Source organism: Microbispora sp. NPDC046933 (assembly GCF_040644635.1).
GTDB lineage: Bacteria > Actinomycetota > Actinomycetes > Streptosporangiales > Streptosporangiaceae > Microbispora.
In genome coordinates this window covers 119,725-144,806 of sequence record NZ_JBEYWW010000009.1, presented here as the reverse complement: position 1 = coordinate 144,806, position 25,082 = coordinate 119,725, and the positions used below count along the sequence as shown (strand labels likewise).

The window sequence follows — 25,082 nt, the reverse complement described above, 5'->3', positions numbered from 1 at the left end:
CGCGCATGCGAAAGCGCCGCCGACGGCCCTTTCCGGGGCGGTCGGCGGCGCACGGGAGACGCCTCAGCGGGCCTTGGCGGTCGCCTTGCGGTTGGCCTTCTTGATGGCGTCCACGAGCTCGTCCTTGGTCATCTTGGACCGGCCCGGGATGCCGAGGCGGCCGGCCACTTCATAGAGGTGCTGCTTCGAGGCGTTCGCGTCGACGCCCTCGGCCGTCTTGCCCTGCTTCGGCGTGCCCTTCTTCGCCTGCTCGTCCGACGGTCCGCGCCCCTCCTTCTTCTCCCAGTGGTCGCCCACCTTCTCGAAGGAGTGCTTGAGCGCGGCGAACGCCGTACGGTGGGCGCGCTGGCCCTCGCCGTACGTCTCGACAGCGGAGTCGTGCGCCTTGATCCACGTCTCCTGGGCCTCCTTGGGCGAGCGCTCCAGGGTCGAGGGCAGTTCCTCACGTCCTGGCATGGTCCATGCCTCCCTTCAGACTGTCGGAAGTCCGTTGGAGGGGGTCAGATCGGGTCGTCGTAGCGCCGCTCCTCGTACACGTGGCGGCGGGTGGCGGTGGCGTCCACGGGGGCGGCGGCGGTGACGGTGGTCCGGCGGCGGACCGTCGTCAGACGCCAGATGCCGAAGAGCAGCCCGGCCAGACCGCCCACCATGAGGATCACCCCGATCACCTGGATGTCGAGGCCCGCGATGGTGAAGTCGACCGCCCAGGTGAGGATGGCCCCCAGCATGATGAGGATGATGCTTCCGGCGATGGTCATGGCTTTTCCTCCTTCGCCTTCTGCTCTATCCCCTCCACGGATTCCAAACGTCGCATGCCGGTCCCCGCATAGGGCAGCATGCGAACCATGACCGATACCCCCATTGTGGTGATGGGACTCATGGGCGCGGGGAAGAGCACCGTCGCCCGGCTGCTCGCCGACGCGCTCGGCCGTCCCATGCGCGACAGCGACGCCGATCTGGAAGCCAGGTACGGCACGACCGCCGCCGCGATGGCCGCCGGTCTGGGCGCCGACGAGCTGCACGCCCGCGAGGCGCTGGTGCTGCGGGACGCGCTGGCGGCCCGTCCTGCCCCGGTCATCGCGGCCGCCGCCAGCACGGTCGAGGACCCCGGGACGCGCCGCGCGCTGGCCCCCGCCTTCGTGGTGTTCCTCGACGGCCCGCCCGAGGTGCTGGCCGAGCGGATGAAGTCGAGCCCCCACCGCCCGCACTTCAAGCCCGACCTGGTACGCATGCTGACCGAGCAGCGCGATCTGCGGCTGCCGGGGTTCCGCGAGGTGGCGGACCTGACCGTGGACCCCTCCACGCACAGGCCCGAGGAGATCGCGGCCACGGTGCTCGCGCACCTTGACGGTGCCGCGGCCCGGTCCGATGGCTGAGGATCGTCGAAGCACAGCTCGAACCGGCCCGGGCATGCCCGCCGCTTCTCGCCCGGGTACAACGCGTCACCGACGGAGGCGTCCCTCACCACACGCCCTCACCACCGCCTCCCGGTGCCGGGACTTCGTGTTCCGTACGGCCAACTCGACTCTGCGAGTATGCGCGTTTTCGCGATGCACGTCGGCCAGGTAGCTCAACCACTGACCCGTGATGACGCAGACGATCCCGCACAGCAACACGCCGACGGGAGCCGAGGCAAGTGCTTCCACGGTTCTCTTCCGACCCTTCTCTCGGGGGTTGTCGAGGGAAACGCTGCCTGGCAGCCGTGATTTCCTTCTAGCGTGAGGAAGTACGCGGGAAATTCAGGCGTGCCGGGAGGGAACTGTGCCGGGCGGCAGACGGACCAAACACCAACGCAAAGCACGCCCTGAACTCCAGGAAATCGTCCGCTGGTTCAAGCTGCGTCTGCAAGCGGAGGATCTGTCGATCCACTCATTCATCTCCCAGGCGGGCAGGGCCGGATACCCACTCCCGAAGAATGCGGTCTACGAGTTCTTTCGGGGTGAACGGCTCCTCAACTGGCGGACGACAGCGTCGATGGCCGTGGCGCTGAGGCAGAACCCCGAGGCGATACGGCCGATGTGGCGGCGGGCGAAGCGCGTGGACGCCGGGCAGGTTCGTCCGCGCGTTCAGGTCGTGGGATGGGACGAGTTGCCCATCCCCGACGAGAGACTCAGGGAGTTGCTGACGGATCAGCTCAAGGCGGCTGACCCGTTTCCCTACAGTCTGCTCAGCGTATCCAGGCCCGCGCTCTCCGAAATTCACGTGGAGCAGGATGTGCGGCCCGCGGTCTCGCGCTCCTCACAGGTGCCGGATGAGGAACGCCGGCGGATTGCCGAACCCCCTGCCGGAGTTCCATTGCGCCAGGCTCTGGCAGATCACGATCATCTGTTTATCACCGGCGGCCCGGGGTCGGGTAAGACCACCATGGGAAGACTCCTGGTGCGACAGGTCGCGCACGCGTGGCTGTCCGTCGACGACGACGCGGTGCTCTGGTGCCCCGAACCGGTGATCGGGCTTCGTATTCACGCGGCCGGCCTCCTCACGGCCAGGAGCTGGGCTGAGGTGCTGGCCGACGCCACTCGGACGGCCACTCTGACGGCGCCTCTGGACCCGCATGTCTTCACGCAGCTCACCTACGGGGTCCGATGGCTGGTGGTGGTCGACGGACTGGACGAAATTCCTTCAGCGGAGAAGCGAAAGGAAGTTCTCCGCAGCCTGGCCGTCCGGTCCGATCGCGGAATGCCGTACCGGCTGATCATCACCTCCCGGCCGCTGCCGCAGGAGGAACTGGAGCCACTGCACGACCGAGCCGTCGGCTTCTACACTCTGAGCGGATTCGACGGCTCTCGGCAGAGGGACTTCGCGCGCCGCTGGTTCACCGCGCAGGGAGTGGCCGACGCCGCCGCAGCATCTTCGACTTTTCTGGAGCAGACAGAAGCGGCGGGAGTATCCGAATTACTCAAAGTGCCGCTACTCGCGACCGTCACCGCTTCGTTCTACACCCGCAACCCGGGGAAATCGCTGCCCCGCGGCCGGATCGAGCTCTACGAGAAGTTCCTCGACGATCTGGCCAATGCACGAAGGCATCATGTCGACATCCGTGACCGAATCCGCACCAGGTGGGATGAACTGGGCTGTGTCGCTGCTGCGGACTGGATCCTGGCTCAGCAAGACCGGCTGATCACCTACCTCGCCCAGGTGGAGATCACACGTCAGAGTCCGCTATCGCTGTCGGCCGCAGCGGCCTCCTGGGTGCGCGGGAACCTGCCTGATGGTCTGCGACTGCGAGAGGGAATGGAGGGAGACCTCGAACGTCTGCTCGCGGAGACCGGCGTGCTGGTGTCCGACGAGGCGGGCCTGTCCTTCCTGCACCGCTCTTTCGCGGAGTTCATCGCAGCCAAGCAGGAGGCCGCGGAGATTCCGGCCGAATTCCCGGGGCTGGCTGATTGGAAAGAGCGAATCGCGAACGAAGCGTCACGCAACTATGTGCTCTTCACCTTCGCTCACTGGGCTCGCCGGGAAGGCAACGCGGTCGCCACCATCGTGAGAATGCTTTTGGCCGAGGACCTGCAGCACAGGATCATGGCACTTCGTCTGGTGACCGCGGGCGTTCCGATGGGCGCCGAACTGGAGCAGGCCGTCATCGACCGCCTTCTCGGTGAACCCTTGGAACGCTCGTGGACGAGCTCCGAGAACAAGGTCTTCACCGCTCTGACCGAACTGCGGGGGAACGAGCGGCTGGCCGAGCGCTTGCGCCAGATGACGCGGACGGAAGGATTGCCCACCTCGCTTCGGGCCGCCGCCGCAGCCGCCTACGCCCGTGTCGCCGACCTCCCTGGTGGGGTGCACCTGCTTCACGACCTGGCGGAGCGGGTCGACCACCCAGCAGACATGATCGGCATCGCCGCGCATCTGGCGGTGCTGGACGCCCCTGCGACCGAGGTGAGAGCCGTATTACTCAAGCGGGCACTGGCAGGCGCCCACGGCTGGCAGCGCGTACAGGCGATGTCAGAGCTGGTCGAACTGGGCGAGGTCGAGGGGATCGCCGATCTCGCCCGATCCATGCTGAGCAGCGATGAGCAGAACGGTGACCTTCTGCGTTTCGCGGGAGAAGCGTGGCTGGCCGCAGCGGGTGATTCCGCTGTCCCGCAGATGGCGGAGGCAATCGAGAAGCGGTCACACACCAACGAATGGGCGCATGCCGGGCTGGCGCAACTGTTTCTCGACGCCGGCAACCCCTCATTGGCCGAACCTCACGCTCGTGAAACCCTGCTCAACAGCACCAGCGATGAGGACATCCGAAATGTGGTCGAGGCGTATGTGGAAACATGCGGAGCGGAAGGAGCGGCGCGCACGCTCACTATCCTGCGCGATTACGTCCCTTGGAACGGCGACGAGCGCTCGAATGTGGCGGAGCAGCTCGTTCAGCTCGGACATCCCGAGCAGGCCGTGGAACTGGCCCGCATCGTCCTTCGAACCCCCGGATCGGGCGATCCGTTCGCACTTGCCAGGGCGGCGGAGGTGCTGTTCTCGGTGCTGGGCGCCGCCGCTACCGAGGAGGCGCTCTACTGGCTGAGGCAGCACCGTATCAGGCCGCACTATCTCTCAGGAGCCATGCACGACCGGGTACGACGCGACGACAAGGACACCGCATGCTTGATCGCACACTGGATAATTCAGGACGCGGGAGCCCCGAACAGCGATTTCCTGCAGGCCGCTGACGTGCTGTTGCGGCACGGAGGGTCAGGAGCCCTCAATGAGGTCACCCGCATGATGCGCGCCCGCCCCGCCGGCTCCACCGCTCTCGCCGCCGGCCTCCTGCCCCTCCTGGTGAAGCACGAGCATGAGGAAGCCGCCGTAGCGCTGAGCAGGGAAGTGCTGGTCGACCCAGGCCGGACGATCGGCGAACTCCAGGCAGCGGTACGGGCCTGGATCCGGGTGGCGGGCCGAGGGCGGATTCCGCAGATCGTGGCGCTCGTCCAGGCGGCGTCGGGTCTGACGGGCGATGAGCGCGCCCAGTTGGCGGTGCTTCTCGAAGAGATGGGCGACGCGAACGCGGCGGTGGAGCTCTGGTGTGCGGTCAGCGTGGAACCGTCACTGTCGACCGAGCTCCGCTGGCGGGCCGCCGAACACCTGCTGCGTCTGGGAGCGGCCGAGCGAGCGGTGACGGCGCTGACGGCGTCCCTGGCGGTGGCAACCGACGCCGCGGAAGCGCGACGGCTTCGGCAACTGATCGGCTGGGTGGCGCCGACCGGTCACGCTGCCCTGTACAACCCCTGAGGAGGGCGGTATGAACCGGCGCCGTCAGTGCGTACCCGTCCACGACCAGCTAGGCCCGGCCTCGGCGGCGCCACAGGAGTGGTCAGCAGACGGCGATGCGCATCTGGTGGGGGACGACGGGCAGGGGCGACGGGCTGCCCGCTCCGGCGAGGAACCAGACGGTCTTTCCCCGGCTCGAACTGGCGACTCCCCAGTCGTCGGCGAGTTCGTCCACGATGAGCAGGCCACGCCCGCCGATGGAGTCGATGTCCGCCTCGCGCTGGTGCGGCACCCCCTCGCCCTGGTCGAAGACCTCGCCGTACACCCAGGTGCCGTTGCTGCCGAGCCGGAGGGTGAAGACGTTGCCGCCGTGCCGTACGACGTTGGAGGCGAGTTCGCTCACGATGAGGGAGCAGTCGTCGACGAGCTCGTCCAGGCCCCACCGGCCGAGTTCGCGGCGCACGAGGGCGCGCGCCTCCGCGACACTCGCGCCGACGGCGGGCAGGAGGCATTCTGCGGTCCAGACGGGGGCCGGGTCGACCGGCGCCGTACCGAAGGGGAGAGTCACGCGCGCCTCCTTAGGCTCATGGGAGCGCTCCCACGGCTCAAGATACGGCACGCAACGCATCCATGTGAATTCAAAGAAACAAGATTGTTTCTGGTCAATGCCCGATCCGTGATACGCGCCGAAGGGAAAACGCCGGCGGTCTTCTCTTCCGCTCTGCGTGTGCCCACGTCAGCGCCACCGTGTCCGGCACCTCCGGCCCCCGCCCCGCGACCGCGGGACGCGTCCACGCGGCCGGCGCCGACGTGAAAATAACTGAAATCAGCCCATCCGGGCTTTCGGATGTGCGCAGACCGGAATCTCCAACCATGACCGGCGACGGCCCTTTCACCGGCGGATACGGCGTGCCTTTCACCCGAGCGCGGTGATCCCCCAGCGGTGGGCGACCCGCTCCCCCGGGGCCAGGCGCACCAGGCACTCGCCGGTCGCGAAGGCGTTCGGCGGGCAGCTCATCGGCTCGACCGCCACTCCGGCCCGCCGGTACGGCTCGGCGAGCGTGTCCCCGGTGAAAACCTGGAGCCATTCGACGCCGGGCGCGGCCCACAGCTCCACGCCCCGGGAACCGTCGGACGTCCGGAGCCGGGCCCGCACCAGCCCGTCCTCGTCGCGCCGCAGAGCCGTGTAGGGGGTGTCGAGCACCGTGCCGCCGATGCGGCGTCCGTCGCGGAAGTCGTACTCCGTGCCCTCGACCTGGCGGCGGCCGACCGGGATCTTCTGCTCGTCCACCGGGGTCCACTCGGCCGCGGGCACCTCCAGCACGGCCTCGTCCACCGTCTCCTCGCCGAGGGTGAGGTAGGGGTGGGCGCCCATGCCGTACGGCGCGACGCCGTCTCCCACGTTCACGGCCGACACCTCGACCTCCAGGCCCGCCTCGCCCAGGGCGTACGACGCCGTCAGGTCGAGCACGTGGGGGTAGCCGAGCTGGGGGAACAGCCGCAGCCCGAGCCGGATCGAGGCGTCGTCCCGGTCGAGCACCGTCCAGGGCATCAGGCGCGCGAAGCCGTGCGCGGCGTTGCCGGTCCTGGGCTCGGTGATGGCGAGCTGCCTGGTCTCGCCGTCGAAGTCGTACCTGCCGTCGCGCACCCGGTTGGGCCAGGGGAGCAGCAACTGCCCGGCGCCGCCCACCGGCTGCGCGTCCGCGGGGTAGGACATGACCAGCGGCCGCTCGCGGTGCGTCAGGGTGCGCAGCCCTCCGCCCACCTCGGTGACGGTCGCCGCGTATCCGTGCGCGGCGATCGTGTGCTGCGTGCCGGTCGGGGGAACGGGTTCGCGAACCGCTGGTTCTGTCATGAGAGGGATTTTCCCATCCGTTCCGCCACCCTCTCAGGGGGCCCGGCGGGGACGTCTCAGGGCGGCGTCCCGGCGGGCGTCCCGGCGGCGTCCCGGCGGCGGCCTCCGGACGGCGGGGGTTCGCGCCGGGCTCGGCGTGAGACGTGGGCCCCCGGTGGGCTCCTGGGCGGAGCCCCGGCGGGGTTTCGGGGCCGAACCCCGGCCGGGCTCTCGGGCCGTGAGCCCGGCGGGCCGGGCCCACGTCCGGGCGTCACGAGGAGAGCGTCTGGCCCGCCAGGCCCTCCTGCGCGGTGAGCAGCGCGCGCAGTTCCTCAGCGCTCTCGCCGCATGCGGTCATGATCAGGCCCCGGTCCATCTCGATCCGGGAGAGCGACCGGGTCAGCCGGGTCGCGTACCAGCGGCCGGCGTCGCTCCTCCAGATCGACCAGCGACCGGCGTACTCGCTGCTCAGTTGTCTCCAGGCAGCGTCCTCGGCTGAGAACCGCACTCGTCACCACCTCCAGGCTCTGTGCCGGGAGACAACGATGTGCTCATCCGGACACGATTGGTAGTGAGAAGCGGTCTCCCCCTTCCGGCGGGCCCGCCACCCCGGCCCTGGTGAAGATCTTCCGCCGGTTGCGGTGACTTCACCGCGACTTGATCCCCGTTCCTCCCGCACCACCCGTGTCATGCCGGAGCGCTGTATGACACTGGTATTCGGAAAAGGTTAGGGATCAGGCCATAGGGAGTTATCTGTCCTGGTCTCTCCGCCGCGGACCATCGGCTCGTACCCGCTCCGACGTTCGACGCCAGGTGGACCATGCGGATCGTACGGCTGGCCAACTTCGTCGCCCCCCGCTCCGGGGGGCTGCGCACCGCCCTGCGGGAGCTGGGCGCGGGATACGCGGCGGCGGGGCACGAGGTCGTGCTTGTCGTCCCCGGTCCCCGCCACGCGCGGTCGAGCACGCCCTCCGGCCTGGTCGTCACCGTGCCGGGGCCGGTGGTCCCCGGCACCGGCGGCTACCGCGTCATCACGGCGCGGCGCGCGCTGTCCCGCCTGCTCGACGAGCTCGAGCCGGACCGGCTGGAGGTGTCGGACCGCACCACGCTGCGGTGGACCGGCCGCTGGGCCCGCTCCCGGGGTGTCCGCTCGATGATGGTCTCGCACGAGAGCCTGGACGGACTGCTGCGCCTGTTCTGGCCCGGCTTCCACGCCGGGAGACGTGCCTCGCACGCCCTCTCCGACCGGCTGAACCGTGCCCTCTCCGACCGGCTGAACGCCACCGCCGACCGGCTGAACCGTGCCACCGCCGCCGATTTCGACGTGGTCGTGTGCACGACGGAATGGGCCGCGGCCGAGTTCAGGCGGCTCGGGACGGCCAACCTGCTGCGGGTCCCGCTGGGAGTCGACCTCGCCAGGTTCTCCCCCGGCCGCCGGGACGCCGGGCTGCGGCACACACTGGCCGCGCCCGGCGAGTGGCTCCTGGTTCACTGCGGCAGGCTCTCACCGGAGAAGCGGCCGGAACGCTCGGTCGCCGCGCTGCGCGAGCTGCGCCGCCGAGGCGTGCCCGCGGTGCTGGTGGTCGCCGGGGACGGCCCCCGCCGGGCGGCGTTGGAACGGGCCGCACGCGGGCTTCCCGTGCGGTTCACCGGGCACCTCGCCGACCGGGACCTGCTGGCCCGGCTGCTGGCCACGGCCGACGTCGCCCTCGCCCCCGGGCCGGTCGAGACGTTCGGCCTCGCCGCGCTCGAGGCGCTGGCCTCGGGCACGCCCGCCGTCGTCTCCGCCTCCGGCGCGCTGCCCGAGGTCGTCGGCGACGCCGGCCTCGCGGCGGCCGACGACCCCGGTGCGTACGCGGAGGCGGTCGAGCGGCTGCTCTCCCGCGACGAGCGGCGGCGTCGCGCCGCCGCACGCCAACGGGCGGAGCGTTACGGCTGGCGGAACTCGGTGGACGGCTTCCTCGCGGCGCACGGGCTGCCGGCGGCGGTGACGGACGGGGGACGGCGATGACGCGACCGACGGCGCTGCGGCTCGTGACACTGGGCGACTCGGTGACCGCGGGGCTGGGCGACCCGCTGCCGGGCGGCGGCCGGCGCGGGTACGCGCGGCTGCTCGCGGACTCCCTCGGCGGCCCGGGGGAGGTGCTCTTCCGCAACCTCGGCCGCAGCGGGGCCACCGCGCGGGACGTGGCCGCCGAGCAGCTGCCCCTCGCCCTGTCCTTCCGGCCCACCGTCGCCACCGTGCTGGCCGGCGTCAACGACACCCTGCGCGGCAGCTTCGCGGTCCCGGCGATCGCGGCCGACGTCGAGACCACGGTGGCCGGGCTGTGTCGCGCGGGCGCGACCGTCCTCACCGCGCGGCTGCCCGATCCCGGCCTGATGCTCGGTGTCCCCGACGTGGTCCGCCGCCCGCTCACCCGCCGCGTCCATGTGGTCAACGAGATCCTCGACCACCTCGCGGAGCGGTACGGCACCGTCCACGTCGACCTCGCGTCCCATCCCGCTCTGTACGAGCGGAGGATGTGGGGAGTCGACCGGCTGCATCCGAGCGAGCGCGGCCACCGGCTGCTGGCGCTCCTGTTCGCCGGGGCGCTGGCCGCGCGCGGGATCCCCGTACGCGCCCTGCCGGACGAGGAGCCGACCGGGTCCGCGCCGTCCGCGTGGGCGAGCGCGCGCTGGATGGCCGTCGAGGGCACCGGCTGGCTCGTGCGCCGGTCCACGGATCTCCTGCCCCGCCTCTGCGCCCTCGTCCTCAGCGAGGTGTGGCACGCCGTCCGCGGCCGGACGGCCGTGCTCGACGCGCGTGCGTCGGCGGAGCTCGAACCCGTCCTGGGCGTGATCGGCGCCCGTGCCGGGACCACCACCTGACACCCTCGGCGCCCGGCAGCGGGCCGGACCTCCTGGAGGGCCCCCACATGAGAGCCGCCTTATGAGAGTCGCCTTATGAGAGTCGCCGTCGTCTCCGAGTCCTTCGTCCCGCAGGTGAACGGAGTCACCGCCTCGGTCTGCCGGATACTGGAGCATCTGGCGGAGGGCGGGCACCAGGCGACGGTGATCGCGCCCGGCGCCGGCCCCGCCTCGTACGCCGGGTTCCCCGTGCACGGCACGCCCGCGTTCCGGCTGCCCTTCTACCGGTCGTTCCACACCGGCCTGCCGAGCGGCCGGGTCGCCTCCCTGCTCGCGGAGTTCAAGCCCGACATCGTCCACCTGGCCTCTCCCGCCACCGTCGGCGCGGCGGGCATGTCGGCCGCGGTCCGGCTCGGCGTGCCCGCGGTCGCCGTCTTCCAGACCGACCTCGCCGGCTTCGCCCGGCGGTACGGCCTGCGCGGCGCGGACGGGTTGATCTGGTCGTGGCTGCGCCACATCCACAGCCGTGCGGCCCGCACGCTCGCCCCGTCCACGGCCACGATGGCGGAGCTGAGGGAGCGCCGGTTCCCCCGGCTGGAGCTGTGGGGGCGCGGGGTGGATCTCCACCGCTTCGACCCGGGACGGCGGTGCGAGCGGCTGCGGCGCGAGCTCGCGCCGAACGGCGAGGTCATCGTGGGGTACGTGGGGCGCCTGGCCGCCGACAAACGGGTTCATCTGCTCGCCGAGCTGACCCGGCTGCCGGGAATCCGCCTGGTGGTCGTCGGCGACGGCCCTGCCGCGCGGAGCCTGCGCCGCCACCTGCCCACGGCCGTGTTCTGCGGCCTGCGCGTGGGCGACGAACTCGGCCGGATCGTCGCCTCGTTCGACGTGTTCGTCCACACCGGCGTGAACGAGACCTACTGCCAGGCCGTGCAGGAGGCGCTGGCCGCCGGGGTCCCCGTGGTCGCGGCCGCCGCGGGCGGCCCGCTCGACCTGGTCCAGCCGGGGCGTAACGGACTGCTCTATCCGCCCGACGCCCCCGCCCTCATGCGGGAGGCGGTGGCCCGGCTGGCCGCCGACGAGGCGGCCCGCGGGCGCATGGGCGAGGAGGCGCGGCGTTCCGTACTCGGCCGTACGTGGGCGGCGGTGTGCGGCGGGCTGGTCGAGCACTACCGGGCGGTGCTGGAGGAGGGCGACGCGTGGCGGGCCGGTGCCCCCCGCTCGCCGGGGAGCGGGGCAGGCATGGCCGGGCGCCGGGCTGCGGCGTGAGGCAAACGTCCCCTCTCCGGTCACACCGGACATGGTTTTACTACCTTGCCGGACAGGAAGTCAGGGGAGAGATTCGAGAGGGTCGACATCGAGCGAAGGGAAGGTCACCCATGCCCGGACTCCCGCGGCTGCCGTTCGACCGGCCGGACGTCCTGGGGATATCCCCCGGCTTCGGCGAACTACGGGCCAGGGCGCCGATCACCAGGGTCACGACCGCGATGGGCGACGAGGCGTGGCTGGTCACGGGCTACGAGGAGATACGGCAGGTGTTCGCCGACGACAGGTTCGGCCGCTCCCACCCCGACCCCGAGACCGCGGCCCGCCTGTCGAACAACGCCCTGCTCGGCGGCCCGACCGGCGAGTACGCCACGGAGCGGTCCGTCCACAAGGAGATGCGGCGTCTGCTCGCCCCCGCGTTCTCGGCCCGGCGGATACGGCGCCTGTCGGACCGGATCGGGTCGCTGGTCGGGAACCTGCTCGACGGGCTCGCCGAGCAGGGCCCGCCCGCGGATCTGCACGCCGGCCTGTCGCTCCCGCTGCCGATCCAGGTGATCTGCGAGCTTCTCGGCGTGCCGTACGAGGACAGGGACAGGTTCCGGGCCATGGCCGAGGCGATGACCGACCTCACCCACCCCGAGCGGTCCGCCGACGCCCAGATGGAGATGAACACGTACACCTACGAGATCGTGAAGGCGAAGCGGGACGACCCGGGCGAGGACGTCTACTCCGACCTGGCGAACGCCTCGCTGCCGGAGGACGACGTCGCCAGAATCGCGGGCGGCCTGCTGTTCGCCGGCCACGAGACCACGGTCAACCAGATCGACTACGGCGTGCTGCTGTTCCTGCGCAACCCCGCCCAGCGTGACGCGCTGCTGAACGACCCCTCCCTCCTGGACGGCGCGGTCGAGGAGATCATGCGGGTCGCCTCGCCGAGCGAACACGGGCTGGTGCGCTACGCGCACGAGGACGTCGAGGTCGGCGGGGTGCTGATCCGGGCGGGCGAGCTGGTCATGCTGTCCACCCCGGCGGCCAACAGGGACGAACGCGTCTACCCCGACGCCGACAGCTTCGACATCCGGCGGAGCGATCCCCAGCCCCACGTCGGGTTCGGCCACGGGCCGCACCACTGTCTCGGCTCGTCGCTGGCGCGGGTCGAACTGCGCGCGGTCTTCGGCTCCCTCTTCACCCGCTTCCCCACGATGGCGCTCGCGGTGCCGTACGAGGAGCTGAAGGCGCACACCGACAGGCTGGCCGGCGGGTTCGAGGCGCTGCCCGTCACGTGGTGAGCGTCAGGAGGCGGACGCGGCCCGCTTCCCTGGCAGGTCGAAGTGGATCCGGATGCTCGTGCCCCGCTCGTGCCGGTGGATCCGCACCAGGTCGGCGAACTCGTTCACGACGAGCAGGCCGCGTCCGTGGGTCGCGTGGTCGGGCGGCGGCACCCGCCCGGCCAGCGGGTCGAGACGGCCGCCGTCGTCGAGCTGACACACCAGCGTGCCGTGGTCGGCCCACAGCGTCAGCGTGCCGTGCCCGTCGCCGTGCTCGCCCGTGTTGGTGGCCAGCTCGTTGACCGCGATGAGCATCTCGGCGAGACGGCGCCGGTCGAGCCCCGCCGTGTCGCCCTGCGCCGAGGCGAACGCGCGCAGCGCCGGAAGCGCGCGGAGCCCGGTGAACCGGAAGACGGCCGCGTGCGGCGGAGGCGCGGGCAACGGCGGGTCGAAGGCGGCGGCGGTCTCGAGCGGGGCGGCATAGGCGGTGCTCGTCCGGACGCCGTTCCTGTCCTGCATGACCGGATGGGTCCGGTGCGCGTCGCGGATCGCCTCCGCCCCGAGCCCCACCGTGTCGTACGGGCACAGGATGGCGGCGTCGGCCTTCGCGAAGACCTCGTTGATGAGGGCCTCGTGCTGCACGCAGGCGGGATACTCGATCTCGCCGCGGCCGTTCCAGATCGGCTCGCCGATGATGTGGACCCGCCGGCCCTCGTGGGCGTGCAGGAAGGCGAGCAGGACGCTGGGAATGATCCGCCCCGGGTTGCGGCCGGCGACGCTCATGTCCCGGAAGGTCACCCTCCCTGCGTCGGGTCCGAGCCCCGCCCGGACCAGCTCGCCGTTGCCGCCGGGAACCGCGACGAGCGCGGGCTCCTCCGCCTCCAGGGCCGGCCGGAGAAAGGCAACGCACTGCGCGGCGTACTCGTCCTGGTCCCGGTACAGCAGGCCGATGTGCTCGAACCCGGTCATGCTGCCGCCACCCGGTCCGGGCCCGGCCGGTCGAGCCGGGAGGGACTCATACGCTCCACCTCGTCACACTGCCACCGGGGGGTGCGCATACTCCCAGGCTATCCGCACTCCGGCAGTCCCCTATCGACGTGATCACGGCGTCCCGCGATCACCGCTGGACACGCTCGGCACCCCGGCCTCCGCGGTTTCCTCGTCGGCGAGCCGCCGGTACGCGCGGTCGCGCAGCCGCAGCACCACCGCCGCCAGCAGCGCCGCGACCAGCGAGCCGGTCAGGACCGCCACCTTGACCTGGGCGTCGCGGGCCGTGCCCAGGCCGAACGCCAGCTCCCCGATGAGCAGGGACACCGTGAACCCGATGCCGGACAGGACCGCCAGCCCACCGACGTCCACCCACGCCAGCCCCTCGTCGAGATCGGCACGGGTGAAGCGGGCGGTGAGCCAGGTGGCCGCCATGATCCCCAGCGGCTTGCCCACGACGAGCCCGACGACGACGCCCAGCGGCACCGGGTCGGCGAGCAGGTTCGTCACGCCGCCCAGCCCGCCGAGCGGCACACCCGCCGACAGGAACGCGAACAGCGGCACTGCCACCCCGGCCGAGATCGGGCGGAACCGGTGCTCGAAGTGCTCGGCGAGCCCGGGCCCCGCCTCCGGGCCGCCCGCCTTCTCACTTCGCAGGACGGGTACGGCGAAGCCGAGCAGCACCCCGGCCACCGTGGCGTGCACACCCGAGGCGTGGACCAGCCCCCAGGTCACTCCGGCCAGCGGGAGCAGCAGCCACCACGAGCGCACCCGCCGCTGCACCAGCACGGTGAAGACGCCCAGCGGCACCACCGCCGCCAGCAGCGGCAGCACCGACAGGTGCGACGTGTAGGACACCGCGATGATCACGATGGCCAGCAGGTCGTCCACGACGGCCAGCGTGAGCAGGAACGTACGCAGCGCGGCGGGCAGCCGCCGCCCCACCACGGCGAGCACCGCCAGCGCGAACGCGATGTCGGTGGCGGTCGGGGTCGCCCATCCCCGCACCTCGCCGTCCAGCAGCACGTTGACCAGCAGGTACAGCAGAGCCGGAACGATCACGCCGCCGGCCGCCGCCACGACGGGCACGACGGCCCGCCGGGGATCGCGCAGGTCCCCCGCCACGAACTCACGCTTGAGTTCCAGGCCGGCGACGAAGAAGAAGATCGCCAGCAGCCCGTCCGAGGCCCACGCGGCGAGGCTGAGGTCCAGATGCCACCCGGCCGGCCCGACCGTGGCCGAGCGCAGCCCGGCGTACGCCTCCGACCAGGGCGAGTTGGCCCAGACGAGGCCCGCGACGGCGGCGATCAGCAGCAGCGCGCCGCCGATCGTCTCCTTGCGGAGGATGTCGGCGATACGCCGGGCCTCGGCCCAGGAGGCGGGACCGAGGAGGAACAGTCGGCGGGGAGAGGCCATGGGCGCTCCGTTTCCGGGTTCGGTTCGACGACAGCCGACCAGACTTCCCGGCACCCCGCTGACATGCTACCAGCCATTACCCTCCAACCAACTGGGTGGTTGCTCTAGGCTGGGCGCGCACCATCCCCGTCTGTCGTCCGGATTGGAGCAACACTGTGAAGTTCGTCGACGCGCACGCCCACTTCTGGCAGGTGAGTACGCACGACTGGTACTCGGCACTGCGCACCACCCGGCCCGCGCTCTACCGGGACCACCTCCCGGCCGACTACCGTGCGAACGCCGCCCCCGCGGGAGTGCACGTCGCCGGCCTGGTCCACGTGTCGGCCACCTCGGCGCCCGGCGCGTTCCTGGACGAGACGCGATGGCTCGACCGGCTGCATGCGGACTCCCCCGCCTGGCCGTCGGTCATCGTCGGCGCCGTCGACCCGCAGGCCGGCCCAGCCGCGCTGGATGAGCAGCTGCGCGTCCAGGAGACCAGCCCGGCTTTCCGGGGCGTGCGGGTGTTCTCCGGGCTGGACCCGCGCAGCGAGACGACCGCGGCCCTGCTGCGGCTGCTGGCCGAGCGAGGCCTGCTGCTGGATCAGATCATCCGCGCCACCGAGGCCGACGCCTACGCCACGGCGCTCGCCGGCTCTCCCGGCACCGCCGTGGTGCTGGAACACGCCGGATGGCCCGAGCGGGACTTCCGCCGGTGGCGCGAGGGCGTCGCCCGCCTCGCCGCACTGCCGCAGGTCGAGTGCAAGCTTTCCGGTTTCGGGGCCGCACTGGGCACCCTGGACGCCACGACCCTGCGCCCCTACGTCGAGACCTGCCTGGAGCTGTTCGGCGTCGAGCGCTGCTTCTTCGGCAGCAACTTCCCCGTGGACGGCGCGGCGGGCACCTTCACCCAGCTCATGGACACCTACCAAGCCCTCACCGCGGGACTCGGCCCGGCCGAGCGCCGCGCGCTGTTCAGCGACAACGCCGTCCACCGCTACAAGATCAGTTGAGTCGGGCGGCCAGGGAAGCCGCAGAGACGATCGGCCAATGACGAAAGCCCAGTTCGGCTGTGCCGACCTGGGCTTTCGCTCTGCGCCTTTGTTCTGTGTCTTCGTTCTGTGCGCCGCCAGGGACTCGAACCCCGGACCCGCTGATTAAGAGTCAGCTGCTCTAACCAACTGAGCTAGCGGCGCCTGCGATGTCCGTAACCTTAGCAGTCCCGCGGAGGTCACGCACATCGCTCGTTGATCCGAATTTCGGGGTCAGCTCCGCCAGGCGCCGCTGGAGAACGGCACCGGCTCGCCGCGCAGGCCCGGCCCGTCACCCCACTTGGTGACGACGTACTGGATCGGGATGTGGCCGAGGTCTCCGCTGACGGTGAGGGAGTCCTCGTTCCATGTGGTGCCGGTGAGCTCGGCGAAGGTCTTGCCGTCGATGTCCAGCATGACGCCGCTGTTCGACGGGATGCCCGGGCCGCGGTCGCCGATGAAGAACTTGGCCTTCCTGCCCTTGTAGAAGACGTAGCCCTCGGTGCCGAGCGGCCAGCTCGGGCTGGCGAACAGCCCCTTCTGCATGGGCTTGCCGATCGCCGGCAGGCCCGTGTCGCCCTGGCGGCCCGAGGCGTCGTCCCAGAAGTACGAGCCGGTGGTGCTGCCCTGGAGCAGGACCTCCTCGTGCGCCGGAATGGCGAGGGAAGGCTCGCGCGCCGGGATGGCGACGGAAACGTTGACGGCCTCGTTGACCGACTGCTCGACGGGCGCGGGCACGGCGGCCACAAGGGACGCGGTGACGGCCGCCGCGCCGACGAGCGTGGCCGCGGCGGTGAGGCGTCGGTTGCCACGCAGGTCAAACAGAGTCTTCATCAGGGCTGGGGATCTTTCGTGAGACGACAGAGAATGGCCATGCGTCATCAGAGGGCCTGCGCGTGCGGCAGGCCGCGGAGACGGGCCACGTGTCCGGGCGAGAAGGAGAAGTCGTCACCCGGAGGCGTGTGCGCTGAAGCTATGGCGATCGGCCGGAAGGCCGTCGTGAGTCAGACGTGTGATCCGAAGTACCTTGGCTCAGAGGTCGATGTGGGGTCACCCACGGTGATCTCCTCTCCAAGTCCAATCCAGCCACCGGTCGGCGGCAAACAGGACACTACAGGACGAGTCAGGACGGAGCAAAGTAAAAGCCGCATACCGCCCAGAAGATCTACCTGCGGCCCTGTTTACGCCAAGGCGGACCCCTCCCCGGTCCCCCCGCCTTCGCGATGTTGACGGTGCGTGACGGGCACCCGATCCGCGCACGGCAAAGCGCGGAGGCCGTACGGCAAGAGACCACAAAGAAAATCACCGGGGACGGCGTGAGAAAGCAACCCGCCGCAAAAGCAGGGCCGCCCCGGCGAGACGAAGACCGCCGATTTACAAACGCAAAGGCCCTTTCCCCGCAGCAGAGCCCCACGGCCGCTCATCGGCACGGGAGGGACCGGCGGCCCCGGCAGGAAGCGGTCGGCTCGCAGACGGGTCAAGGCCCCCAGATGGGTCAAGGCGGCCAGGCGGGTCAGCGCCTCGCCGGGCGGCAGGGGGCGGACGGACCGCGCGAAGCGCCCTGGCCCCGTACGGGAGGCAGAACGGCCGGGGAGGACAAGGGATCAGGGAGAAGAAGGTCGGGAGAACGGGTACAGGACCCTGAAAATGCCGGAGCCGGGCAGTCCCCCAACTGCCCGGCTCCGGATCAAAGCGGTTCCGCCAGGAATGCCCTCCCCAAAGGCACCGGCGGGTCCCCCGCTTTCCGGACGCGGTTCCCCCATCCGCGTCCTTTATCAAGAAAGTCTGTCGCCCTCTCCTGAGGACCTGCTTCAACACTACAAGGGGCCCTGTCATGAAGTCGTCATAGGCAGGTTGATTTCCGGCCTACATCCGAACGGGCCCCGTCCGCCCGTGCTACCGCCCGAGGTCCAGCCTGACCTCGGTGCCCTTCTGGAGCGAGCGGCTCACCGTGCAGTGACGCTCGTGGACCCGCTCGGCGACGGCCTCGAAGACCTCGCCCGAGTCCTCCGGGGGCAACTCCACGTCGTAGGTCACCGTGACCGAGCGCAGCAGGGTCGGGCTCTCCTTCTCGGCGGAGACCTCGACGGCCAGCCGTACGAGCCGGTGGCCGCGTTTGGCGGTGAGCGGCTCGACCGTCATGACGTTGCAGCCGCCGACGGCGGCCAGCAGCAGCTCCACCGGGCTGAACAGCCCGTCTCCGGCGCCCATCGTGATCTCGGCGCCGCGCTCGTTGCGGGCGACGAAGCCGTCCTCGGTCCGCTCGACGCGTACAGAGCCCATGACGTCACCCTACTGGCAGCGCCAGCCGCACGAGCGTGCCTCCGCCGGGGGCGGGACTGGCCGACACGCTGCCGCCGTGGCTGTCCACGACCTGACCCACGATGGCCAGGCCCAGCCCCGACCCGGGCAGCTGCCGCGCCGAGGGCGCGCGGTAGAAGCGGTCGAAGACGTGCGGCAGGTCGTCCGCGGAGATGCCGGGGCCGTGGTCGCGCACCGTCAGCACGCCGCCCCGCAGCGACACCTCGACCAGGCCGCCGGCCGGGCTGTACTTGGCCGCGTTGTCGAGCAGGTTGGCGACGGCCCGGGCGAGCCGGTCGGGCACGCCCCGCACCACCGTCGGCTCGGCCGACATGGAGTAGGCGGTCGACGGCCAGTGCCTGGCCGCCCTGGCGACCTCCCGCTCCACCAGCTCGTCGAGGCGGACGCTCTCCACGAGCACGGCGGGCTCCTCGTCGCGGGCCAGCTCGACCACGTCGGAGACGAGCGCCGTGAGCTCCTCCAGGCCGCTCGTCACGGCCCGGCTCACCTCCTCGTGGACCTCCTGCGGCAGGTCGCCCCTCATCAGCAGCTCGACGTTGGTCCGCAGGGCGGTGAGCGGAGTGCGCAGCTCGTGGGAGGCGTCGGCGACGAGGCGCTTCTGCGACTTGGCGGAGCGTTCCAGCGCGTCGAGCATGGCGTTGAAGCTGCGTGCCAGGCTGCTCAGCTCGTCGTCTCCCGCCACGTCGATCCGGGTGGTCAGGTCCCGGGTGGTGGCCACCCGCCCGGCGGCGTCCTTGAGCGCGTTGACCGGCCGCAGCGCCGCCCGGGCGGCCAGCCAGCCGAGCGCGCCCGACAGCACCAGGCCGCCGAGCGCCACGGCGACGAAGGGCCAGCCCAGGTCGTCCACGTCGGCGAGGGCGGCCAGCACGCCGTTGGGGGGCCGGTCGCCGTAGCCGCCGTAGCTCTCGTAGCTCTCGTACGTCCCGTAGTGGTCCATCGCCCACTCCACCCGGCGGCAGGTGATGAAGTAGGCGGCCACGATCACGACGATCACGCTCACCGCGCCGGCCAGCGCGGAGGCCATCGCGAGCCGCCAGCGGAGCTTCACCGCTCCTCCCCGGCGGCAGGTGAAGCGGTGGGCTCCCTGAGCGCGTACCCGAGGCCGTGGACGGTGTGGATCAGCCGGGGCTCGCCCCCCGCCTCGGTCTTCTTGCGCAGGTAGCCGATGTAGACCTCCAGCGGGTTCGACCCGGGCCGGAAGCCGTAGCCCCAGATGCGTTCGAGGATGAGCTGCCGGGTCAGCACCTGGCCGCCGTTGCGGATCAGCAGGTCGAGCAGGGCGTACTCGGTGCGGGTCAGGTCGATGAGCCGCCGGCCGCGCCGGGCCTGCCTGCTGTCGGGCAGCAGGACCAGGTCGGCGAAGCCGGCCTCCGGTGGCGGCGCGGCGCGGCGCAGCAGGGCGCGCACCCGCGCGAACAGCTCCTCCAGCGCGAACGGCTTCACCAGGTAGTCGTCGGCGCCCGCGTCGAGGCCGGCCACCTTGTCGCCGATGCCGTCCAGGGCGGTCAGCATGAGCACCGGCAGCCGGTTGCCGTCGCCGCGCAGCGCGCGGCAGACCTCGATGCCGTCCATGCCCGGCATGAGCACGTCGAGCACCACGAGGTCGGGCGCCGAGCCGTCGATGGCGTCGAGGGCGTCCATTCCGTCCCCGGCGGTCGCCACGCCGTACCCCTCAACGCGCAGCGCCCGCGCGATCGCGTCGCGGACCTCGGGTTCGTCGTCGACGACGAGCACCTGTGTCTTGACCACGCCGCAATTGTGACGTGCGGAGATGAGAGGTTGCTGAGCGCCCGGCCCCGCGCTCAGGCGTCGGGGTGTTTGGACAGGTACTCAACGTAGACCGGCCGGAGCGCGTCGCCGAGCTCGCCCTCCCCCGCCCCGATCGCGTCGCTGAGCAGCGCCGAGACCCTGCTGAGATCGTTCGCGGTCTCACCGGTGTTGCCGCTGGCGGCCTCGGCCGCCGGGATGACCTTCAGCAGGTCCCACAGGAATCCCAGGTCGCCGTGCCGTACGGCGTAGCGTACGGCGCGGTCGTGCAGCTCCTTCGCGGGGAGCGACTCGAGCTCTTCCACGTCCATTCGATCTCACCCCCAACTCGTCGGTTTCCCCCAGGTTTGCCGCTTATACCCCCGAGGCGGGAGAAAGACCGCCGGAAACGGGCGGGCTTTTTGCCGCTCCTCTCGGCCTCCGGTGCGGGACCGCCCATTCCGGCCACACGCGAACCGCGCACTCTTTGCCGTGCCATGGAAGGATTCTTGAGGTGAAGGTCATACTCAAGATCATCGTGGTGGCCGCGGCCCTGTGGGCGTCCACCAAGCTGGTGGACGGCATCACCGTCAGCGCCGGCTCCACCGCCAAGCAGATCGGCACCCTCCTCGCGGTCGCGCTGATCTTCGGCCTCGTGAACGCCGTCATCAAGCCGATCATCAAGACGATCGGCTGCGCGTTCTACGTGCTCACGCTCGGACTGTTCGCCCTGGTGGTGAACGCCGCCCTGCTGCTGCTCACGAGCTGGCTCGCCGAGCAGATCGACCTCCCCTTCCATGTCGACGGCTTCGTGGCCGCCTTCTGGGGCGCCATCGTCGTCGGCGTGATCAGCTGGCTCCTCAACCTGATCCTCGGCGACGACTGACCGGCCCGGGGCGGATCCACCATCCGCCCCCGGGTCACACCTGCGTGAAAAGCATGTATTCTAAGTAGGGAATTAGGACTTCTCGGAGAGGCCGGCCGATGAGCGTGGACGTGCACCAGCACCTGTGGACGCCGTCCCTCGTCGACGCGCTACGCCGCCGCACCCGCCCGCCCTACCTGGACGGATGGACACTCGTCCTCGACGGCGAGCCGCCGTACGAGGCGGATCCGGCCGACCACGATGTGGAGATCCGGCGCAAGCGCAACGCGCACCTCGACCTCGCCCTCGTCTCCCTGTCGAGCCCGCTCGGGATCGAGCACCTCCCGCCGGATGAGGCGTGGCCGCTCATCGACGCCTATCACGCCGACGCCCGCGCGCTGCCCGCGCCGTTCGGCGCCTGGGCCGCCGCCCCGGTGACCGATCCCGATCCCGTACGGCTCGCCCGCGCCCTCGATCAGGGCCTGGCCGGGCTGCAGCTTCCGGCGACCGCGCTCGGGGACGCCCGGGGGCTGGCCCTGGCCGCCCCGCTGCTCGACGTGCTGGAGGATCGCGGCCTGCCGCTGTTCGTCCACCCGGGCCCGGCCGCGGCGTCCGGCCCGGCGTGGTGGGCCGCCGTCGTGCCGTACGTGCAGCAGATGCACGCCGCCTGGTACGCGTTCGAGGCGTTCGGCCGGCCCCGGCATTCCCGGCTGAAGGTGTGCTTCGCGCTGCTGGCCGGGCTGGCCCCGTTACACCGGGAACGCCAGCTGAGCCGGGGCGCCGCGGGACGCGGCCTGGTGGACCCCGATCTGTTCCTGGAGACGTCGTCCTACGGCCCCCGGGCCGCCGACGCGGTGATCCGCGAACTCGGGATCGACGTCCTCGTCGCCGGAAGCGACCAGCCGTACGCCGAGTCGGCGTGGCCGGACCCCGGCGACCCCGCACAACGAGCCATCGATCACGCCGTCCGCGTGGCCAATCCCGGCCGCCTGCTGTCCCGGAAGGAGTCGCACCAATGAGCACGCCCACGATCCAGGAAGGCGCGCTCTGTGCCTCCTTGGCCGACCTGGCCCCCGTCGGCGACCTGCCCGCTCGCGCGCTCGACCGCCGCGAGCTGCTCGCCCTGGTGGAGGACCTGGCCGCGCGGCCCGAGCTGTGGCGTCACCACCTCAACTTCGAGGGCGCGCAGGACGGGGGACGCCACTACGTCTCGCTGCACCGCGACTCGTACGTGGACGTGTGGCTGCTGTGCTGGCGGCCCGGGGACGACACCGGCTGGCACGACCACGACGTCTCCTCCGGCGCGGTCCGGGTGGTGGCCGGCGAGCTGAAGGAGTGCAACCCGCGCATCGGCGGCGTCCATCTGGAGACGCCGGTCGTGGCGGGCGAGGCCTTCTCGTTCGGGCCCGACCACATCCACCGGCTGACCGGCGAGGCGCCCGGCTCGGTCTCCATCCACGCGTACTCGCCGCCGCTGTGGCGGATGGGGCAGTACTCCATCACCGAGGACGGGACCATGCGCCGCCTTTCGGTCGGGTACGCGGACGAATTGCGCCCGCTCGACCCGGCTTAGGGTCGCACGAGTAATTCGATCATCACAAACGGTGACGCTACCCTGCTGCCATGACCAGCGTGCTCGATGACTGGCTCCAGCCCCGTCCGGGAGACGGGGCCGGGCGCCTCCCCGATCGGCTCTCCCGGCTCCGTCCCGCCGCCGGCGAGCGGCGGGACGGCGAGGAGGACGCAAACGCCGGCCTTATCCCCATGGGCCCCCAGACGCGGTTCCACGAGCGTGTGACCTACGGCCTGCGCACCGCCCTGAACGCGCAGGTGCCGGGCGACCTGGTGGCGGTCAGCCGGATGGACGTCCTGCTGGGGCCGGAGCGGCGCGCCCGTCCCGACGTGTCCCTGGTGGACGACCTCGCCGCCTCCGACGACCGGAGGACCTGCTACCTCGCCGAGGAGGTGCGCCTGGTCATCGAGGTCGTCGGCCCCGACTCGGCCGCCCCGGACCGCGAGGTGCGGCCGCGGCACTACGCGGCGGCCGGCATCCCCCACTTCTGGCGGGTCGAGAGCACCGACTGCCGGCCCTTCGTCTACTCCTTCGAACTCGACGCCGACGGCGCCGGATACCAGGTGACCGGCGTCCACCACACCCGCCTCGCGGTGGACACCCCCTTCCCCATCGACATCGACCTCGAACGGCTGCCGCGCTGACTATCCGGGCGCCGGGCGGGCGGCGGGCACGCCCGACGCCGACCGGAGGGCGCAGGTTCCGGCCCGGCGAGCCGGGGCACGGTCTGGCGGCCGATCACCTCGTACCGCGGACAACTGCGGAGGCCCGGTTCGGGCGGCGAGCACCGAGTGACGTGCCGGCGCGGGCAGCCGGGCGTCTCCGTCGCCCGGTGCGGGACTTTCCACGACCTCCACGGCCCTGCCGTGCAGCCGGGCCCGTTCCAGCCGGCTCAACCCCGAACACAGTGCCTCCTGCACCAAGACGTGGGAGAACCGGTAGTCCCAGCCGCCGTCCACCTCCACCAGCAGACCGGTGGCGACCGCCGGCTCCAACAGGGTCATCAACCGTTCACCCCCGACCCCGGTAGCGCTTGCCAGCACGCCGACGTCCACGTCCCTGCCGATCGCCGCGGCGACCCGCAGCAGCCGTTGGCAGTCCTCCGGCAGCCGTGAGACCCGCTGGTTGACCACGTCACGCACACCGTCGGGCACCGCGGCGGCGATCACGTCCGACCCGCCGACCCGGCCGGTGGACCGGACGCCGGACAGCAGGCACAGCAGCTCGCGCAGGAAGAAGGGGTTGCCTCCGGTCCGGTCGTGCAGCGCGCGGGCCAGACCGGGCCCGGCGGCCGCCCATCCGGCCTCGGCCAGGTAGTCCGGGATCTGCTCGGCGGTCAGCGGGCCGACGCTCATCCGCTCGGTGCCGCGCTGGCGGGTCAGCTCGGCCAGGGCCTCGGTCAGGGCCTCGGGCGGTTCCCACCGCGGCGCCACCGGTTCCGGCCGCACCGTCGCCAGCACGAGCACCGGTGAACGATGCAGGCCCGCGGCGACGAACGTGAGCAGTTTCAGGGACGCGGCGTCGGCCCGGTGGATGTCCTCCATCACGATCAGTATCGGGGTGCCGGGCCGGTGCAGCACCCGCGCCACGGCGTGGCACAGCTGGAACCGCGCGGTGCCGGGATCGGTCATGTCCGCCTGGCCGCCGTCCCGCAACCGCTGCGCGAGCCGGGGAAGCTCGCCGGGCAACCCCTGCAGGGCCTGGATCCACGGCCAGAACGCCGGAGCGCCGCTGTCTTCCACGCACCGGCTCCACGCCGCCGTCACACCGCGGACGGCCGCCAGGTCAGCCGCCGCGTCGGCCAGGCGGGTCTTGCCGGTGCCCGGCTCACCGCCAATGATCAGGACGCCTCCCCTGGCTCTCCTGAGATCGTCGAGCCGTTCCCCTATCCGCTGGAGGTGCGCCTCCCGCCCGATCAGCCGGGGTGTCGGTGCCGGCGGAGACGACGATATGTGCCGCGTCTGAGGCACCTCCAGCCATGCGGCCTGCTCGAACACGGCTTGTTCGAGCCGCCGCAGCTCCGGGCCGGGTTCCAGGCCGAGTTCGCCCGCCAGCACCGCTCGCACGCGACGCAGCGCCCCGAGCGCCTCCGCCTGTCTGCCTGCGCGGTACAGGGCAAGCACCAGCAGCCCCCACAACCGCTCACGATAGGGGTGGGCATCGACGAGCTGTTCCAGATCCGGCACACACGAGCCGCTGTCCCCCAGAGCGAGCCGAGCCTCGAAGATGTCCTCGGTGGCCCTGTGGCGGAGCTCGCGCAGGCGGGCGGCGACCGGTTGAGCGAACGGATAATCCGCGAACTCGGCCAGCGGATCGCCCCGCCACAGCGACAACGCGTCCGTGAGCCTCTCCAGGGCGGCAGGGTGGTCGCCTGCCGCGAGGATCCGCCGGCCTTCGTCAACGGAGCAGGCGAAACGGGTCAGATCCACCTGCTCCGGGACGACCGTCAGCTGGTAGCCGCGTGCCCTGGTTACCAGGACCCGGGGCGGGGTGCGCGGGAGGCGGCCGGGTTCGAGCGCCTTGCGCAGGTTGGAGATGTAGGCCTGCAGGGTTCCCATCGGCTTGGCAGGAGGCCCCTCCGGCCACAGCTCATCGGCGAGCCGGTCCATGGTCGTGATCTCGCCGGGGTTCAGCGCCAGCAGCGCGAGAACCGCCCGCTGCTTGGTCGGACCGAGATCCAGCGGCGCCTCGCCCTCGCCCGTGACCACCTCGATCAAGCCGAACAGCCGGAAGTCCATCGTTCCTCCTGGAT

At 71.3% G+C, this 25,082-nt stretch carries 24 protein-coding genes and 1 tRNA gene; 11 read left to right on the top strand and 14 right to left on the bottom strand.

The genetic code is table 11. The features are described 5' to 3' along the window. Window positions 1-63: 63 nt before the first annotated feature. Both ABZ857_RS14610 and ABZ857_RS14605 read right to left on the bottom strand, forming a co-directional pair. Entirely contained in the window at window positions 64-456 is a 393-nt protein-coding gene (locus ABZ857_RS14610) for a ChaB family protein (protein WP_357042927.1), read from the bottom strand. Between the two features lie 44 nt (window positions 457-500). Further along, window positions 501-758: a DUF6458 family protein gene (locus ABZ857_RS14605; RefSeq protein ID WP_357042925.1), complete on the bottom strand. Its 258-nt coding sequence runs from the start codon at window positions 756-758 to the stop codon at window positions 501-503. 87 nt (window positions 759-845) lie between these two features. Here ABZ857_RS14605 and ABZ857_RS14600 point away from each other — a divergent pair, with 87 nt between their 5' ends. Beyond that, on the top strand, window positions 846-1,376 hold the full coding sequence (locus ABZ857_RS14600; protein ID WP_357042923.1) for a shikimate kinase: 531 nt from the start codon (window positions 846-848) through the stop codon (window positions 1,374-1,376). Between the two features lie 385 nt (window positions 1,377-1,761). Further along, window positions 1,762-5,220 carry an NACHT domain-containing protein gene (locus ABZ857_RS14595; protein ID WP_357042921.1) on the top strand — a complete coding sequence of 1,153 codons (3,459 nt, stop codon included), beginning with the start codon at window positions 1,762-1,764 and terminating at the stop codon, window positions 5,218-5,220. Window positions 5,221-5,302: 82 nt separating this feature from the next. Here the strand turns inward: ABZ857_RS14595 and ABZ857_RS14590 are convergent, their stop codons facing one another. The 3 genes from ABZ857_RS14590 to ABZ857_RS14580 form a co-directional block, all read right to left on the bottom strand. Continuing rightward, window positions 5,303-5,767 (bottom strand): ATP-binding protein, encoded by a 465-nt coding sequence (locus ABZ857_RS14590; protein ID WP_357042919.1) that lies wholly within the window; start codon window positions 5,765-5,767, stop codon window positions 5,303-5,305. Window positions 5,768-6,115: 348 nt separating this feature from the next. After that, complete coding sequence (locus ABZ857_RS14585) at window positions 6,116-7,054, bottom strand: aldose 1-epimerase family protein (RefSeq protein ID WP_357042917.1); 939 nt, start codon at window positions 7,052-7,054, stop codon at window positions 6,116-6,118. A 250-nt stretch (window positions 7,055-7,304) separates the two neighbouring features. Continuing rightward, entirely contained in the window at window positions 7,305-7,541 is a 237-nt protein-coding gene (locus ABZ857_RS14580) for a hypothetical protein (RefSeq protein ID WP_079312593.1), read from the bottom strand. Between the two features lie 312 nt (window positions 7,542-7,853). Here ABZ857_RS14580 and ABZ857_RS14575 point away from each other — a divergent pair, with 312 nt between their 5' ends. The 4 genes from ABZ857_RS14575 (at window position 7,854) to ABZ857_RS14560 (ending at window position 12,435) form a co-directional block, all read left to right on the top strand. After that, window positions 7,854-9,044 (top strand): glycosyltransferase, encoded by a 1,191-nt coding sequence (locus tag ABZ857_RS14575; protein ID WP_357042914.1) that lies wholly within the window; start codon window positions 7,854-7,856, stop codon window positions 9,042-9,044. Continuing rightward, entirely contained in the window at window positions 9,041-9,901 is an 861-nt protein-coding gene (locus ABZ857_RS14570) for an SGNH/GDSL hydrolase family protein (protein ID WP_357042912.1), read from the top strand. The genes ABZ857_RS14575 and ABZ857_RS14570 overlap by 4 nt, the downstream gene beginning before the upstream one ends. A gap of 75 nt (window positions 9,902-9,976) precedes the next feature. Then, window positions 9,977-11,149 (top strand): glycosyltransferase family 1 protein, encoded by a 1,173-nt coding sequence (locus ABZ857_RS14565; protein WP_357042910.1) that lies wholly within the window; start codon window positions 9,977-9,979, stop codon window positions 11,147-11,149. 110 nt (window positions 11,150-11,259) lie between these two features. Beyond that, a complete protein-coding gene (locus tag ABZ857_RS14560) occupies window positions 11,260-12,435 on the top strand; it encodes a cytochrome P450 (protein WP_357042908.1) in 1,176 nt (391 codons plus the stop codon). A 3-nt stretch (window positions 12,436-12,438) separates the two neighbouring features. Here the strand turns inward: ABZ857_RS14560 and ABZ857_RS14555 are convergent, their stop codons facing one another. Together ABZ857_RS14555 and nhaA are read right to left on the bottom strand one after the other, a co-directional pair. Further along, window positions 12,439-13,383: a sensor histidine kinase gene (locus ABZ857_RS14555; protein ID WP_357042905.1), complete on the bottom strand. Its 945-nt coding sequence runs from the start codon at window positions 13,381-13,383 to the stop codon at window positions 12,439-12,441. A 132-nt stretch (window positions 13,384-13,515) separates the two neighbouring features. Then, entirely contained in the window at window positions 13,516-14,817 is a 1,302-nt protein-coding gene (gene nhaA / locus ABZ857_RS14550; RefSeq protein ID WP_357042903.1) for a Na+/H+ antiporter NhaA, read from the bottom strand. Between the two features lie 155 nt (window positions 14,818-14,972). Here nhaA and ABZ857_RS14545 point away from each other — a divergent pair, with 155 nt between their 5' ends. Beyond that, a complete protein-coding gene (locus ABZ857_RS14545) occupies window positions 14,973-15,806 on the top strand; it encodes an amidohydrolase family protein (RefSeq protein WP_357042901.1) in 834 nt (277 codons plus the stop codon). A gap of 109 nt (window positions 15,807-15,915) precedes the next feature. Here ABZ857_RS14545 and ABZ857_RS14540 read toward each other — a convergent pair. The 6 genes from ABZ857_RS14540 to ABZ857_RS14515 form a co-directional block, all read right to left on the bottom strand. After that, window positions 15,916-15,989, bottom strand: a tRNA-Lys gene (locus ABZ857_RS14540). Window positions 15,990-16,058: 69 nt separating this feature from the next. Next, a complete protein-coding gene (locus tag ABZ857_RS14535) occupies window positions 16,059-16,658 on the bottom strand; it encodes a hypothetical protein (RefSeq protein WP_357042899.1) in 600 nt (199 codons plus the stop codon). A gap of 1,062 nt (window positions 16,659-17,720) precedes the next feature. After that, window positions 17,721-18,107: an OsmC family protein gene (locus ABZ857_RS14530; RefSeq protein ID WP_357042897.1), complete on the bottom strand. Its 387-nt coding sequence runs from the start codon at window positions 18,105-18,107 to the stop codon at window positions 17,721-17,723. Between the two features lie 4 nt (window positions 18,108-18,111). Beyond that, window positions 18,112-19,194 (bottom strand): HAMP domain-containing sensor histidine kinase, encoded by a 1,083-nt coding sequence (locus ABZ857_RS14525; RefSeq protein WP_357042895.1) that lies wholly within the window; start codon window positions 19,192-19,194, stop codon window positions 18,112-18,114. Next, window positions 19,191-19,895, bottom strand: a complete 705-nt coding sequence (locus ABZ857_RS14520) for a response regulator transcription factor (RefSeq protein WP_357042893.1) — start codon at window positions 19,893-19,895, stop codon at window positions 19,191-19,193. The genes ABZ857_RS14525 and ABZ857_RS14520 overlap by 4 nt, the downstream gene beginning before the upstream one ends. 53 nt (window positions 19,896-19,948) lie before the next feature. Further along, window positions 19,949-20,224, bottom strand: a complete 276-nt coding sequence (locus ABZ857_RS14515; RefSeq protein ID WP_357042891.1) for a hypothetical protein — start codon at window positions 20,222-20,224, stop codon at window positions 19,949-19,951. Between the two features lie 182 nt (window positions 20,225-20,406). On the opposite strand from ABZ857_RS14515, the gene ABZ857_RS14510 reads away from it, so the two are divergent. From ABZ857_RS14510 to ABZ857_RS14495, 4 genes are all read left to right on the top strand, one after another. Continuing rightward, window positions 20,407-20,778, top strand: a complete 372-nt coding sequence (locus tag ABZ857_RS14510) for a phage holin family protein (protein ID WP_357042889.1) — start codon at window positions 20,407-20,409, stop codon at window positions 20,776-20,778. Between the two features lie 98 nt (window positions 20,779-20,876). Further along, window positions 20,877-21,776: an amidohydrolase gene (locus ABZ857_RS14505; protein ID WP_357042887.1), complete on the top strand. Its 900-nt coding sequence runs from the start codon at window positions 20,877-20,879 to the stop codon at window positions 21,774-21,776. Continuing rightward, window positions 21,773-22,330, top strand: coding sequence for a cysteine dioxygenase family protein (locus ABZ857_RS14500; RefSeq protein ID WP_357042885.1), 558 nt, complete (start codon window positions 21,773-21,775; stop codon window positions 22,328-22,330). Before ABZ857_RS14505 ends, ABZ857_RS14500 begins: the two co-directional genes overlap by 4 nt. A 50-nt stretch (window positions 22,331-22,380) precedes the next feature. Beyond that, on the top strand, window positions 22,381-22,974 hold the full coding sequence (locus ABZ857_RS14495) for a Uma2 family endonuclease (RefSeq protein WP_357042883.1): 594 nt from the start codon (window positions 22,381-22,383) through the stop codon (window positions 22,972-22,974). Here the strand turns inward: ABZ857_RS14495 and ABZ857_RS14490 are convergent, their stop codons facing one another. Then, window positions 22,975-25,068 carry a BTAD domain-containing putative transcriptional regulator gene (locus tag ABZ857_RS14490; protein ID WP_357042881.1) on the bottom strand — a complete coding sequence of 698 codons (2,094 nt, stop codon included), beginning with the start codon at window positions 25,066-25,068 and terminating at the stop codon, window positions 22,975-22,977. Window positions 25,069-25,082: the final 14 nt, after the last annotated feature.

Coding starts and splice junctions, on each gene's coding strand:
- ABZ857_RS14565 (WP_357042910.1), top strand. CDS start 9,977: ATGAGAGTCGCCGTCGTCTCCGAGTCCTTCGTCCCGCAGGTGAACGGA.
- ABZ857_RS14555 (WP_357042905.1), bottom strand. CDS start 13,383: ATGACCGGGTTCGAGCACATCGGCCTGCTGTACCGGGACCAGGACGAG.
- ABZ857_RS14505 (WP_357042887.1), top strand. CDS start 20,877: ATGAGCGTGGACGTGCACCAGCACCTGTGGACGCCGTCCCTCGTCGAC.
- ABZ857_RS14605 (WP_357042925.1), bottom strand. CDS start 758: ATGACCATCGCCGGAAGCATCATCCTCATCATGCTGGGGGCCATCCTC.
- ABZ857_RS14600 (WP_357042923.1), top strand. CDS start 846: ATGACCGATACCCCCATTGTGGTGATGGGACTCATGGGCGCGGGGAAG.
- ABZ857_RS14490 (WP_357042881.1), bottom strand. CDS start 25,068: ATGGACTTCCGGCTGTTCGGCTTGATCGAGGTGGTCACGGGCGAGGGC.
- ABZ857_RS14530 (WP_357042897.1), bottom strand. CDS start 18,107: ATGGGCTCTGTACGCGTCGAGCGGACCGAGGACGGCTTCGTCGCCCGC.
- nhaA (WP_357042903.1), bottom strand. CDS start 14,817: ATGGCCTCTCCCCGCCGACTGTTCCTCCTCGGTCCCGCCTCCTGGGCC.
- ABZ857_RS14535 (WP_357042899.1), bottom strand. CDS start 16,658: ATGAAGACTCTGTTTGACCTGCGTGGCAACCGACGCCTCACCGCCGCG.
- ABZ857_RS14495 (WP_357042883.1), top strand. CDS start 22,381: ATGACCAGCGTGCTCGATGACTGGCTCCAGCCCCGTCCGGGAGACGGG.
- ABZ857_RS14610 (WP_357042927.1), bottom strand. CDS start 456: ATGCCAGGACGTGAGGAACTGCCCTCGACCCTGGAGCGCTCGCCCAAG.
- ABZ857_RS14570 (WP_357042912.1), top strand. CDS start 9,041: ATGACGCGACCGACGGCGCTGCGGCTCGTGACACTGGGCGACTCGGTG.
- ABZ857_RS14515 (WP_357042891.1), bottom strand. CDS start 20,224: ATGGACGTGGAAGAGCTCGAGTCGCTCCCCGCGAAGGAGCTGCACGAC.
- ABZ857_RS14575 (WP_357042914.1), top strand. CDS start 7,854: ATGCGGATCGTACGGCTGGCCAACTTCGTCGCCCCCCGCTCCGGGGGG.
- ABZ857_RS14500 (WP_357042885.1), top strand. CDS start 21,773: ATGAGCACGCCCACGATCCAGGAAGGCGCGCTCTGTGCCTCCTTGGCC.
- ABZ857_RS14560 (WP_357042908.1), top strand. CDS start 11,260: ATGCCCGGACTCCCGCGGCTGCCGTTCGACCGGCCGGACGTCCTGGGG.
- ABZ857_RS14585 (WP_357042917.1), bottom strand. CDS start 7,054: ATGACAGAACCAGCGGTTCGCGAACCCGTTCCCCCGACCGGCACGCAG.